The organism is Sandaracinobacteroides sp. (genome assembly GCF_057137845.1).
The window spans coordinates 1-12,282 of sequence record NZ_DBNHFX010000027.1 but is presented as its reverse complement, the minus strand read 5'-3'; the positions used below and the strand labels follow the sequence as shown (position 1 = coordinate 12,282).

Genomic DNA, 12,282 nt, shown 5'->3' with positions numbered 1-12,282 from the left:
CGGATCGTTGGACGTCGAGGGCCGCATCAGGCAAGCTTCACCCTGAAAGAGGTTGGCGAACTGGGCGAACTTGCACGGGCGACGCCGCTCGTCCGGCCAGAGGTGTTCCCGCCACCCGAGACCGACGCAACGCTGGAGACAGGCCAGCGGCGCGTGGTCGAAGTGTTGCGGCGCTTTGCGGCGGCCGGGCCGGACGCATCGAAACCGATCACCGTTTCGCTGGATTTTCTGCGCCGGCCGCTCAGGGTGCTGGGAACGGCCCATGTCGAAGGAATCGAAGTGGCAAAGACCCGCGTCGATTCCGAAGGCCGCGCCGAAGACACCGGCGAAACCGAAATCATCCCGTGCCAGATGGTCGTGGCCGCGATCGGCTACCGCACCGCCAAGGTGCCCGGCGTTCCGTTCGACGATGCCGCCGGACGGTTCGCCAATACAGACGGGCTGATCGCGCCGGGGCTATGGTGCGTCGGCTGGGCGCGACGCGGGCCATCGGGCACGATCGGCACCAACCGCCCGGACGGCTTCGCGCTCGTCGATCGCATTGCTGCAACCACCGCCGCCGGAGGCAAACCCGGCCGCGAAGGCCTCGATCGCCTGCTCGCAGAACGCGGCGTTCATGTTGCCAGCTTCGACGACTGGCAAAAGATCGACGCGATGGAGGTAGCCCGCGCGCGCGCAGGCGCCCCGCGCGAAAAAATCGTGGACATGGAGGCACTTCGCGCCGTCATCCGGGCCTGACGCCTGCGCGGGCAAGCTATCGCACGATTTTTCTTGGCCGGGCGCTTGACGCTGGCCGACGGCCCGACTATCTCGCCGCCTCCGGTCCGGGGAATAGCTCAGCCTGGTAGAGCACTGTCTTCGGGAGGCAGGGGCCGGAGGTTCGAATCCTCTTTCCCCGACCATTTCCCTGCCTTCGCGAACAGAACCACCCCGCAAGGGGCCACAGCCACCAGCCGCACGCCGCAACACCACTTGTTCAGCGGGCAACAGTTGCGCTAGCAGGCCGCGCATGGACTTCAGTTTTCTTACCGAACCGGGCGCCATGCAGGCGCTGGGCAAAGTCATCATGATCGACCTGGTGCTTGCGGGCGACAATGCGATCGTCATCGGCGCGCTGGCCGCCGGCCTGCCCGCCGCCGAACGCCGCCGCGTGATTGCGCTGGGCATGGTTGCTGCGCTCGTCATGCGGATCGCGTTTGCGATGGTCGTCGTGCAACTGCTCGACATCGTCGGCATCCGCCTTGCGGGCGGCCTGTTGCTGCTGTGGGTCTGCTGGAAGATGTATCGCGAATTGAAACCCGATACCCGCGTCCACCTCGACGATGGCACGGTGCTGCACGACGCTCCGCCTGCCGCCAAGACCTTCTGGGGGGCGGCATGGGCCGTCGCCATCGCCGACCTGTCGATGAGCCTCGACAATGTGCTGGCCGTCGCCGGCGCATCAAAGCACCACACCGAAATCATGGTGTTCGGGCTGGTGCTGTCGGTGGCGTTGATGGGCATCGCGGCAAACTATATCGCTCGCCTGATCGAACGTTATCACTGGATCGGCTGGATCGGTCTGGCGCTGATCCTCTATGTCGCCATCGAGATGATCATCGGCGGCGGACGCGATGTCGTCCCCGTCGTGTTGAACGCCACTGCTCGCTAGCTAAGTTTTTTTGGCCTGCCCCCCGGTGGGGCGGGCCAAATCATTGACAACTGCAATTCACTCGCATTAGTCGCCCTCATTGTGAATGACTCGCAACAGACGAGTCATTTCCTCTGACAGGGATGCGAAGCTGGAATGATTGCGGCGAAGGTTTCAGGGCTTGATCGAACTGCATATGCCGCGATGGGCTGCATCGTTGTGCTTGGCGCAATGCCGGCGGCCGCCCTCGCCCAGCATGTAGCCGCGCAGCCCGCGATCCCCACAGACCTGACGATCGGCGGCATGTTCATGCAGGCCGACTGGGTGGTGAAGCTGGTCATCATCGGCCTGGGGCTGGCGTCGATCATCACCTGGACGGTGTTTTTCGCCAAGTCGGCGCAGTTGCGACGCCTCAGCGGCTCTCAGGCGCGCATTGCGCAAGCGTTCAGCGAAATGCGCACACTGGCCGATGCCGCGCGCACGCCGGATACCGCCAGCTATGTTCTGCACCGCGAAGCGCTTGCCGAACTTGCGCTTTCCTCCGACGCGCTGGCCGATCGCGACGGGTTGAAAGAACGCATCATATCGCGGTTCGAGCGCCACGAAGCGGCCGAGGCGCGGCGCCTTTCCAGCGGCGTCAGCGTGCTGGCCACCATCGGCGCGACGGCACCATTCGTCGGGCTGTTCGGCACCGTCTGGGGCATCATGAACAGCTTCGTCGGGATCGCTGTCAAGCAGACGACCAACCTCGCGGTCGTTGCGCCGGGCATCGCCGAGGCGCTGCTGGCGACAGCAATCGGGCTGGTCGCCGCCATACCCGCAGTCATCTTCTACAACCATTTCAGCCGCCAGATTGCAGCGCACCGTGGTATCATCGGCGACACATCGGCTGCAATCCTGCGCCTCGTCTCGCGCGACCTGAGCCGGGGCGAACTGGCCCACACCGGCGCAAAGGCATAGGCCATGGCCATCCGTATCCGTGAAGAATCGTCGGATCTGCCCATGAACGGCGAGATCAACGTAACGCCCTTCATCGACGTGATGCTGGTGCTGCTGATCATCTTCATGGTGGCGGCACCACTGGCCACAGTCGACGTCAAGGTCGATCTGCCGGTCTCGACAGCGCAACCGGCGCCAAAACCCGACCGCCCGACGTTCCTCTCGATCACAGCCGACGGGCGCATGCTGGTGAACGAAACTGCGGTCGCCAAAGGCGGCATCGCAACCGCCGTGCGAACGGCAACGCGCGACAACCGCGACGAGCGCATCTACCTCAGGGCCGACAAGACCGTCACCTATGATCGCATCATGGACGCGATGAACGAGCTGCGCGCGTCGGGTTATCTGCACGTCGCCCTCGTCGGCGAGGAAGCGGGAAGCCTGGCGTGAGCGCAGGCATCGCCACCTCAACGGATCGCAGCCTTTGGCTGGGCGCTGGTGCCGGCGCATTGCTCGGGCATGTTGCGCTCGTCGCGCTCGCCCTGGTGCTGGTGCGCCACGTCGCGGCACCCGATCCCGAACCGGTGGTGATGATCGAACTGCCGCCGATGACGGCGCCAGTCGTGCAGCCGACGCAGGCGAAAGCGCAGCCGCAAGCCTTGATGACACCGCCGCGTACGATCGAACCGCCGGTCAGTGCGCCGAGGGTGGATGTGCCGCTGCCGGCCGACGTACCCCCCCTGCCCGCCCCGCCGCCAAAGCCTTTGCCGCCAGCGCCAGTCGCGCTGCCGGAACCCGCGCCGTCAGCGGCGGTCTCGGCGACGCCTGCCGCCGTGGCCGCGCCACAACAATCCGCCGGTTCCGACGACCCGAAGGCCAGGCGGCAGGAACTCGATTATTTTCGCACGCTCAGCGCGCATCTCAACCGGAAGAAGGTCTATCCTGCCGAAGCCAGGCAGGCGCGGCAGCAGGGCATCGTAACGGTGCGCTTCACCGTCGATCGCGCCGGGAATGTCTCTGCGGTGTCGATCAAGCAATCCAGCGGGCACATGATCCTCGATGATGCAACGCTGTCATTGCTGCAGCGCGTTGCGCCACTGCCGCCGATGCCGGCCTCCATGCACCGGGACAGGATCACCCTGTCGCTGCCAATCGATTATTCATTGCGTACAAGTTAGATCAGGAAAAATAAATAAATGACTAAATATAAAGGGGCAATCCTTCGTCCGGTCAGCCTTCGCCAACGCGCGGCCGTGGCAGCCGTCGGCATGGCTGTTGCATCACATGCAGCGCCGACGCTGGCACAGAACGCCGACGCCGGGGAAGTCCAACTCGACACGCTGAAGATCGAGGACAAGGCCGCCGATGTAAACCCCTACACCCAGAAGGGCGCGCCCTATAAGGCGCGTGTTTCCGGGGATAGCCGCCGGGTGAAGCCGCTTGCCGACACCCCGGCCACCATCACCGTGGTCACGCAGACCCAGCTTCAGGAATCCGGGCGCTCCAACCTGCGCGACGTGCTGGCCTCGCAGCCGGGCATCACCATCGGCACCGGCGAAAACGGCAACGCCTTCGGCGACCGCTACATCATCCGTGGCCAGGAAGCCAAAAGCGACGTTTTCGTCGACGGTTTGCGCGATCCGGGGCTGCAATCGCGCGAAACTTTTGCCATCGAGCAACTGGAAATCACCAAAGGCCCCAGCGCGACCTTTGCCGGCCGTGGCGCATCAGGCGGGGCCATCAACGCCATCACCAAGCAGGCATCGACCGACTACAGCTTTCACGCCATCGACGTGACGGCGGGCAGCGTCGCCGCCCTGCGCGCGACCATCGACAGCAACCTTGCCCTGAACGAGCGTTTCGCCATCCGCACCAACCTGCTGTTTTCCACCGAAGATGTTCCGCATCGCGGGCCGGCGATGCGCCGCCGCTATGGTGCGGCACTCGCGCTGAAAGGACAGCTCAGCGACAAGGTTTCGGTGGCGCTGGATTACTACCACATGACCGCGCGCGACCGGCCAGACCTTGGCCTTGCGATCGCCAACGTCGCGCTGGGCGGCCAGCCCTACTACGACATTCCGCCCTATACCCAGAACGAGGATTTCCAGAACGCCGACGTAAATATCATCACCGGCCACCTGCGGATCGAAGCGTTCGAAGGCTTCACCGTCGAGAATACAGCCCGCTACGGGCGTACCGACAATGGCTATATCAACACGTCGATTTCGCGGTTCACGCGCGGTGCCGCCGATCCGGTGGCGCCGGGCGCAGTTGACTACCGGCTGGGTGCGTCACGGTCGGGATGGCAGAAGATCGACTATTTCGCCGACCGTCTGAATATCCTTGGCCAGTTTGCAACAGGCAGCGTCCGCCACAATCTGGCGACCGGCGCCGAGTTCACGACCTATTCCGTCGACAACCGCTTCGGTTTCCTGAACGTCGCGCCGGGGGCAGTTGCCGCGCCGACCAATTCCAACGGCTATAGTTACACCATCACCGGTGCGCCGAACTGCATCAACGGCACCGGCACCGTGCTGAACGCCTGGTGCGTGACCGACGGCAAGGGCCAGTGGCTGGCCGACCGCGCCGACATGCTGCTGCGGACGGGCATCACCCGTTCCGATCTGCCCTCCACCATGTGGAAGGTGTCGACGATGGCCGGCTACCTGATGGACAGCATCGACATCACCGACTGGCTGAACATCAGCGGCGGCGTGCGCTTCGACGCCTATGACTATGAACTTCGCACCAACGACCTGGTGACCGGGGCCACGAGGGCCGAGTTCAACCACAACGGCGTGCTGTGGGGCTATAACGCCGGGATCAGCATCAAGCCGACCGAGCAGGGCATGATCTATCTGGCCTTTGCAACCGGCGCCGACATCAACGGCGGCGAGTCGGATACCGGCACCAACTGCGGCTATGGCGGCCTGTGCACAGTGAACGTCAACGGCGACCTGTTCTATCAGGCCGAACCCAAGCGGTCGCGCAACATCGAACTGGGCACCAAGTGGGACCTGTTCGACAACCGCCTGCTGGCGACGGCGGCCGTCTTCGAAACGGTCAAGAGCAACCTGATGGAGGGGCTGAACGGCGACAGCTATTCTGCGAACGGCTCGCTGAATTCAGGCAAGCACCGGGTGCGCGGTATCGAACTGGGGCTGGCCGGAAACGTGACCGACCGGCTGGGCGGCCAGATCGTCGCCTCGTTCGCACAGTCGAAGGTGCTGGAATCGCTGAACCCCGGCCTTTCGGCGGCGCAACTTGCAGCAGGCGCCACCAATGTCGGGAAGCGGCTGTCGAACTTCGCCAACAACGGCGTCGACGCCCAGCTTCGCTATCAACTGACGGACAAGCTCGTGATCGGCGGCAACGTGACCTGGAAGAGCGAGATGTTCGCTGGCCAGCCAGATGCGGCAGCCGCCTATGTCACTACCGTGGGCAGCCCGTATTTCGGCGAATACAGCATCCGCATCCCCGCCTATGCGACGGTCGGTGCCTTCGCCAGCTACCGGATCAACGACCATCTGACCGCGCGTCTGAACGCCTCCAACATCGGCGACAAGACCTACTTCACTGCCGCATACCGGTCGGGCGGGTTCGCCTATCTCGGCGACGGCCGGACAATCCGCCTGACGCTCAGCGGCAAGTTCTGAGCCGGGCCAACGCAACCGGAGAGTAAGCAATGCTGATCGTGATCGAGAATCTGCTCGACCAGAGCGAAGTTCGCATCTTCCGCGAACGGCTGGCTGTGGCCGACTGGATTGATGGCGCCGGAACCGCCGGAAGCCGCTCGATCGCGGTCAAGCAGAACCTGCAACTCGACCGCCGCGACCCGGTTGCAGCCGAGCTTGGCAATGTGATCCTTGGCAAGCTCGGCCATCACCCCACCTTCGTGTCGGCGTCGCTGGCCGAACGGATCTGGCCTCCGGTATTCAACCTGTATGAAAACGGCGGCCACTACGGTACCCATTCCGATGCTGCGCTGATGCGCCTGCCCGAAGCAAACCTGACCATTCGAAGCGACGTGTCGGCCACGCTGTTCCTGTCTGATCCAGATGAATATGAAGGTGGCGAACTGGTCATCGAGGAACAGTTCGGCGCGCAGGCGGTAAAGCTCGCGGCCGGAGACATGGTGCTCTATCCATCGTCGAGCCTGCATCAGGTGACCCCTGTCACACAGGGACAGCGCATCTGCGCCATCATGTGGATGCAAAGCGCAATCGCCGACGCATCGGCAAGAGCGCTGCTGTTCGATCTCGACCAGTCGATCCAGGCGCTGTCGGCAACCCGCGCCGTCGACGACCCCGACATCGACCGGCTTGTCCATGTCTATCACAACCTGACAAGGCGCTGGGCCAACCCGTGAAGCGCGGGGCGCGCATCGGCATTGGCCGGGTGGCGTTCTGGCTTCTGCTTGCAGCGCCGGCGGCCTGGATGTGCTGGCAGTTTGCCAGAGGCACGCTGGCGATGGATCTTCTGAGCCCCAGCGGCGAGTATTCGATCCGCCTGATGCTGGCGGCGCTGCTGGCTGGCCCGGCGCTGTCGGTGTTCGGGCCAAGCGGCCCGATGCGCGCATGGATCGCCGTCCGACGAAACCTGGGCGTTGCCGCCTTTTGCTATGCGCTGCTGCATCTTGGTTTCTACCTGCTCGACATGGGCATGTGGGCGGCGATCGTCGATGAATTTTCCCTGCCCGGCATCTGGACGGGATGGGCCGCGCTTGCGCTGCTGTTGCCGCCTGCGCTGATCAGTTCCGACAGGGCGATGCGCTGGCTGAAAGCGCGCTGGAAAAAGGTGCAGCGCCTCGTTTACCCGGCGTTCACGCTGGCGATCGCACACTGGATTCTGCTGGACTGGCAGTGGGCAGCCGCTGCCTTTCATGCCGTTCCTCTTGCGCTGTTGTGGATGCTCAGGGCATTCCATGTTCGATTGCGCGCCCGCCCTGAAAGGAGCATTTCATGAACATCCTGCGCATTTCCGGATTGGCAGCCGTTGCCGCCTTTGCGGTGCTGGCGACAGCGCCAGCGCACGCCGACGGCGATGTCCGTTGCAATCCCGGCCCGCAGAATAGCTGGAAGCCAATGAACCAGTTGAAGAAAAAGGCATGGCTGGAAGGCTGGACGGTGCTGAAGACGCAGGTCGAGGGCGACTGCTATGAACTGTACGCCCGCACCGAAACCGGCCAGTCGATCGAAGCCTTCTTCCACCCGGTTACACTGCAGAAGCTGGTGGTGTTCCGTCGCGGTCAGGAAATCTATCGGGCGCCGGGCTTCACCGGATAACGGCAGCCGCTGGCGCTTGCCGGCTTGAACCCCCCCGCTTATCCTGCCGGCCAGCCGCAACGGCAGAGCAGTAGGGGGAAAACCATGAGCATGGATCTTGCCAAGGCCGCAGCAGATCTGGAACGTCTGCTGAAGATCAGATCCATTCCCTTTTGCATGAAGCTCTTCCGCGACCGGGCCGCGATGGAGGCCATTCCCCGCATCCGGCGCCCGGCCGCCATCCACACGACCGACCAGATCGTGGCGCAGGCAGCCCGGCTTGGCTGGACCGTCGGCATCACCGCCGATGATCTGGTGGGCGCACAGTGCGCGGCCGTCATCGGCCTGGGGCGGGCGAAATCGCCGGAATGGTACTCGGGCAAACATATGGCCGGGGTATGGTTCTCGACCGTCGAGGATGCAAAAGCGCATCAGGCGGCCATGCATTGCGTGCCCGATGGCGAATATGAAGCGCTTGCCGTGTCGCCGCTGGCGTCGGGGCGGATCACCGACCCCGACATCGCGCTGTTCTATGCCACACCCGGTGCGATGATCTATTTCATCAACGGGCTGCAATGGAAGGGCTACAAGCGGTTCGACTGGAGTGTCGTCGGCGAAAGCGCCTGCGCCGATTCATGGGGTCGCGCGTTGCTGAAGCGCGAGCCATCATTGTCGATCCCCTGTTTTGCCGAACGCCGGTACGGCGGTGTGCAGGACGACGAGATGCTGATGGCGTTGCCGCCCGCCATGCTGACCGACGCGATCGACGGCATGGAAGCACTGGCGCGGAACGGCCTGCGCTATCCCTTCCCGCAATATGGAATCCAGCAGGACGTGCGTGCGGGGATGGCCGCATCCTATCCCGCCGGGCGATAGTCGCTCGGCCGCAGTTCGCTAAACCGGCCGCAGTTCGCTAAAGCAGCAGCGCCGCGACAGGGCGGTCTTCGGCGACCAGCACGTTGAACGTGCGCGCGGCGGCGGCGCTGTCCATCACCTCTACACGGATACCAAGCGCCGCCGCACCGGCAACGAAAGCGACGGGCGCGGCACACATCGTGGCGCCCGTGCCAAGCAGCAGCAGTTCGATACCGTCCAGCCCCGGCAGCCGCGCAGCATCCAGCGTATCGAATGACAGGCCCGGCAGGCTGCCCGCGATCCTGGCCGTTACCAGCAGAGCCGGGCCGCAGAGCCTGTCGCCGACGACCCAGCCCTCGCTCGTCCGGGCCGAGATACGGCTGGCGCCGGCTTCGAGGCGAGGCGCGCTCAGGCTCAGACCTTGCCGCGCTCGGCTTCGAGCTTGGCCTTCAGCCGTTCTTCCGGCCCCTTTTCGGCAGGAACGAAGCTGTGCGGGCCGACCTTCAGCCAGAGCAGGAACGGTGCGCTGATATAGATCGACGAATAGGTTCCGATGACGATCCCCAGCAACATCGCCACCGAGAAGCCGAACAGCACCGGCCCGCCAAGCGCGACCAGCGTGCCAAGCGCGATCATCATCGACATCGACGTGACGACCGTCCGCGCCAGCGTCTCGTTCACCGACAGGTTCAACGTCTCGATGATTCCCATCTTGCGGTATTTACGCAGATTGCTGCGGATACGGTCATAGACAACGATCGTATCGTTCAGCGAATAGCCGATGATGGTCAGGATGGCGGCGACGATGTTCAGGTCGAACTCTAGCTGTGTAAGCGCAAAGAATCCGAACGTCAGCGCAACGTCGTGCACCAGCCCGAACAACACCCCGACACCGAACTGCCATTCGAACCGGAACCAGATATAGATCGAGATCGCCGCCATCGCGACGGCCATCGCCAGCATGCCGTCGCGGACCAGTTCGCCCGACACCTTGCCGGAGACGGTTTCGACCCGGCGGAATTCGGCATCCGGGTGCCCCTTCAGGATCGAGGCCTGCACCTGCTTCACCACCTTCTGCACGGCGGTGTCGTCGCCTTCCGGCAACGGCAGCCTGACGGAAATCGTCCGCCCGTCGCCGAAAGCCTGCAGGTTGGCCTCTCCGGCGCCGGCAGCGTTCACCGACTTGCGCAGTTCATCCAGCACCACGGGCTTTTCGAAACGCACTTCCATCATCAGGCCACCGGCGAAATCGACGCCGAAATTCAGGCCGCGCACACCGACCAGCACCATCGAGCCGATGGTCAGGATCAGCGACAGCACGATCGCGACGTTCCGCCATTTCAGGAAGTCGATGTTGGTATTGTCGGGAACCAGTTTGACAAGACGCATGTCGTCTTACCTCAAAGCACGAGCGACTGCGGGCGAGCCCGGCGCAGCCACATGGTAATCATGAGCCGGGTCACGGTAACCGCCGTGAACACCGAGGTGACGATGCCGATCGTCAGCACGACGCCGAACCCCTTCAGCGGGCCGGAGCCGAGCCAATACATCACCACGGCAGCAATCGCATTCGTGGCATTGGCATCGAGAATGGTCCGCGAGGCTTCGCTATAGCCTATATCGATCGACTGCATCACCGTTCGGCCGTTGCGAAGCTCTTCGCGGATATGCTCGTTGATGAGGACGTTCGCGTCGACTGCGGCCCCGATCGTCAGCACGAAGCCGGCAATGCCCGGCAAGGTGAGGGTTGCGCCAAGCGCCGACATGATGCCGATGATCATGACGCCGTTGATGACCAGCGCGATCACCGAATAAAATCCGAACCGGCCGTAGATCAGGATCATGAACACCGCGACGAGGCTCGTCGCCAGCACCGAGGCGATTGCGCCTGCACGGATCGAGTCCGCACCGAGGTCAGGCCCGACCGTGCGCTCCTCGATCACTTTCAGCGCGACGGGCAGCTTGCCCGAACGCAGCAGGATCGACAGTTCGTTGGCAGACTGGGTGGTGAAATTGCCGCTGATGATCCCCGACCCGCCAAGGATCGGCTCATTGATGCGCGGCGCCGAAATCACCTTGCCGTCCAGAATGATGGCAAACGGCTTCCCGACATTTTCCTGCGTCGCGCGGGCGAACCGCTTGCCGCCGACATTGTCGAACCGGAAGGAAACGACGGCCGCACCGTCCTGGAAGGTCGGCTGGCTGTCGACGAGTTGATCGCCGGTGATCAGCGCCCGGCGCTTCACCACCAGCACGCCGCCTTCGGCGTTCGGCACGACTTCGCTTCCCGGCGGCGCGCGGCCACGGGCAGCCTCGGCCTGATCGGCTTCGGTATCGACCAGCTTGAATTCAAGTTTGGCCGTTTTGCCAAGCAGAGCCTTCAGCGCGTCAGGGTCTTGCAGGCCGGGAACCTGCACCACGATCCGGGTCGCCCCCTGGCGCACGATATTCGGTTCACGCGTGCCCATCTCGTCGATACGGCGCCGCACGACTTCGACTGCCTGCGCCATCGCGCGATCGGTTTCCGATGCGATGCCGGCGTCTGTCGGCTTCACGACGATGCGGTTGCCGTCCATCACGTTGACGTCGATGTCGCGCTGGCCCGTCAGCTGGCCAACCGGGCGCGACAGGCCGCGCATCAGTTCAACGGCGCGATCCATGTCGGCGGGGTTGCGCACCCCGAACGAGACTTCGCCGCCACGCGTCGACATGTCGAGCACCGGAATCGGGCCGCCGTCCGCCTGCCGAAGCTCTGAACGGACGATTTCCTCCAGCGTCTCGATCCGGGTTTTGCGGACGTCCGCCGGGTCGGCTTCGAGCAGGATGTGGCTGCCGCCCCGCAAGTCGAGGCCGAGGTTCAGTTGCTTGCTCGGCACCCACGATGGCAGCGACGCCGCCTGCTCTTCCGTCAGCAGGTTGGGAAACGCAAAGAGAAAGCCCGCGAGGACGGGCAGCACGGTGGCCCAGATTTTCCAGGGCGGGAAATCCAGCATTGGCGCCTCAGGCCTTGGCGTCGTTGGCGGCGGCAGGCGCGCCGCGCGGGGTCACGTTGGTCAGCGTTCCCTTCAGCGCGCGCACTTTCATGTTTGGCGCCAGTTCGACTTCCACTTCGCCGTCGGCAACCTTGGTCACGCGGCCGACGAGACCGCCGCCCGTCACCACTTCGTCGCCCTTTTTCACAGCGTCGACCATGGCGCGGTGGGCCTTCATCTTCTGCTGCTGCGGGCGGATGATGAGGAACCAGAAAATCACGAACAGCAGGATCAGCGGCACGATCTGGATCAGAAAGCCACCGGCTCCACCCGGCGCAGCACCGGCAGCCTGAGCATAGGCAGGAGAAGAAAACATCGTCGGATCGTCCCTAATTCTGTCGAGGTCCCTTGCGGGATCCTCCCTTACTGGCGGCCGCGCTTACACGGCCCACGGCAGTTTTTCAAATGCGACCGGCAGCGTGTGCCTGCAGCAGCGTTGCCCTGCCCGGCTTCCGACCCTAATTGCAAGCCATGACCGACGCAATCACCACCGCGCTGTCGCAGATCGCCGGTATCCTCGAGCGCATTGCGCCGCCTGCCACCACCGGCGCAAACCCAGCGA

The 12,282-nt window shown here is 64.0% G+C and carries 14 protein-coding genes and 1 tRNA gene; 11 read left to right on the top strand and 4 right to left on the bottom strand.

Annotation, left to right across the window (positions count from 1 at the left end; all coding sequences use genetic code 11):
- From AC16JP_RS01190 to AC16JP_RS01140, 11 genes are all read left to right on the top strand, one after another.
- Positions 1-738 (top strand): ferredoxin--NADP reductase domain-containing protein (locus AC16JP_RS01190; protein WP_484338773.1); only part of this gene is annotated, 738 nt, incomplete at its 5' end.
- A gap of 87 nt (positions 739-825) precedes the next feature.
- Positions 826-902 (top strand) — tRNA-Pro (locus tag AC16JP_RS01185).
- 107 nt (positions 903-1,009) lie between these two features.
- Positions 1,010-1,651, top strand: a complete 642-nt coding sequence (locus AC16JP_RS01180) for a TerC family protein (RefSeq protein ID WP_484338772.1) — start codon at positions 1,010-1,012, stop codon at positions 1,649-1,651.
- Between the two features lie 135 nt (positions 1,652-1,786).
- The gene (gene exbB, locus AC16JP_RS01175; RefSeq protein ID WP_484338771.1) at positions 1,787-2,590 is read left to right on the top strand and encodes a tonB-system energizer ExbB; all 804 of its coding nucleotides are present in this window, start codon (positions 1,787-1,789) and stop codon (positions 2,588-2,590) included.
- A 3-nt stretch (positions 2,591-2,593) separates the two neighbouring features.
- Positions 2,594-3,019 (top strand): TonB system transport protein ExbD, encoded by a 426-nt coding sequence (gene exbD / locus AC16JP_RS01170; protein WP_484338770.1) that lies wholly within the window; start codon positions 2,594-2,596, stop codon positions 3,017-3,019.
- Positions 3,016-3,747 (top strand): energy transducer TonB, encoded by a 732-nt coding sequence (locus AC16JP_RS01165; protein ID WP_484338769.1) that lies wholly within the window; start codon positions 3,016-3,018, stop codon positions 3,745-3,747. Before exbD ends, AC16JP_RS01165 begins: the two co-directional genes overlap by 4 nt.
- 90 nt (positions 3,748-3,837) lie before the next feature.
- Complete coding sequence (locus AC16JP_RS01160) at positions 3,838-6,225, top strand: TonB-dependent receptor (RefSeq protein WP_484338768.1); 2,388 nt, start codon at positions 3,838-3,840, stop codon at positions 6,223-6,225.
- Between the two features lie 29 nt (positions 6,226-6,254).
- On the top strand, positions 6,255-6,938 hold the full coding sequence (locus AC16JP_RS01155; protein ID WP_484338767.1) for a Fe2+-dependent dioxygenase: 684 nt from the start codon (positions 6,255-6,257) through the stop codon (positions 6,936-6,938).
- The gene (locus AC16JP_RS01150; RefSeq protein WP_484338766.1) at positions 6,935-7,534 is read left to right on the top strand and encodes a ferric reductase-like transmembrane domain-containing protein; all 600 of its coding nucleotides are present in this window, start codon (positions 6,935-6,937) and stop codon (positions 7,532-7,534) included. The genes AC16JP_RS01155 and AC16JP_RS01150 overlap by 4 nt, the downstream gene beginning before the upstream one ends.
- Complete coding sequence (locus tag AC16JP_RS01145; RefSeq protein WP_484338765.1) at positions 7,531-7,854, top strand: PepSY domain-containing protein; 324 nt, start codon at positions 7,531-7,533, stop codon at positions 7,852-7,854. Before AC16JP_RS01150 ends, AC16JP_RS01145 begins: the two co-directional genes overlap by 4 nt.
- Positions 7,855-7,938: 84 nt before the next feature.
- Positions 7,939-8,709: a DUF169 domain-containing protein gene (locus tag AC16JP_RS01140; protein WP_484338764.1), complete on the top strand. Its 771-nt coding sequence runs from the start codon at positions 7,939-7,941 to the stop codon at positions 8,707-8,709.
- Positions 8,710-8,746: 37 nt separating this feature from the next.
- Here the strand turns inward: AC16JP_RS01140 and AC16JP_RS01135 are convergent, their stop codons facing one another.
- From AC16JP_RS01135 to yajC, 4 genes are all read right to left on the bottom strand, one after another.
- Positions 8,747-8,953 (bottom strand): MTH938/NDUFAF3 family protein, encoded by a 207-nt coding sequence (locus AC16JP_RS01135; protein ID WP_484338774.1) that lies wholly within the window; start codon positions 8,951-8,953, stop codon positions 8,747-8,749.
- 149 nt (positions 8,954-9,102) lie between these two features.
- Positions 9,103-10,077, bottom strand: coding sequence for a protein translocase subunit SecF (secF, locus tag AC16JP_RS01130; RefSeq protein WP_484338763.1), 975 nt, complete (start codon positions 10,075-10,077; stop codon positions 9,103-9,105).
- A gap of 11 nt (positions 10,078-10,088) precedes the next feature.
- A complete protein-coding gene (secD, locus tag AC16JP_RS01125; protein ID WP_484338762.1) occupies positions 10,089-11,681 on the bottom strand; it encodes a protein translocase subunit SecD in 1,593 nt (530 codons plus the stop codon).
- 7 nt (positions 11,682-11,688) lie between these two features.
- A complete protein-coding gene (yajC, locus tag AC16JP_RS01120; RefSeq protein ID WP_484338761.1) occupies positions 11,689-12,036 on the bottom strand; it encodes a preprotein translocase subunit YajC in 348 nt (115 codons plus the stop codon).
- Positions 12,037-12,282 lie beyond the last annotated feature (246 nt).

What these genes read in the sequence shown, in the direction of transcription:
- AC16JP_RS01140 (WP_484338764.1), top strand. Translation starts at nt 7,939, where the DNA reads ATGAGCATGGATCTTGCCAAGGCCGCAGCAGATCTGGAACGTCTGCTG.
- secD (WP_484338762.1), bottom strand. Translation starts at nt 11,681, where the DNA reads ATGCTGGATTTCCCGCCCTGGAAAATCTGGGCCACCGTGCTGCCCGTC.
- exbB (WP_484338771.1), top strand. Translation starts at nt 1,787, where the DNA reads ATGATTGCGGCGAAGGTTTCAGGGCTTGATCGAACTGCATATGCCGCG.
- AC16JP_RS01145 (WP_484338765.1), top strand. Translation starts at nt 7,531, where the DNA reads ATGAACATCCTGCGCATTTCCGGATTGGCAGCCGTTGCCGCCTTTGCG.
- AC16JP_RS01180 (WP_484338772.1), top strand. Translation starts at nt 1,010, where the DNA reads ATGGACTTCAGTTTTCTTACCGAACCGGGCGCCATGCAGGCGCTGGGC.
- secF (WP_484338763.1), bottom strand. Translation starts at nt 10,077, where the DNA reads ATGCGTCTTGTCAAACTGGTTCCCGACAATACCAACATCGACTTCCTG.
- AC16JP_RS01155 (WP_484338767.1), top strand. Translation starts at nt 6,255, where the DNA reads ATGCTGATCGTGATCGAGAATCTGCTCGACCAGAGCGAAGTTCGCATC.
- exbD (WP_484338770.1), top strand. Translation starts at nt 2,594, where the DNA reads ATGGCCATCCGTATCCGTGAAGAATCGTCGGATCTGCCCATGAACGGC.
- yajC (WP_484338761.1), bottom strand. Translation starts at nt 12,036, where the DNA reads ATGTTTTCTTCTCCTGCCTATGCTCAGGCTGCCGGTGCTGCGCCGGGT.
- AC16JP_RS01160 (WP_484338768.1), top strand. Translation starts at nt 3,838, where the DNA reads ATGGCTGTTGCATCACATGCAGCGCCGACGCTGGCACAGAACGCCGAC.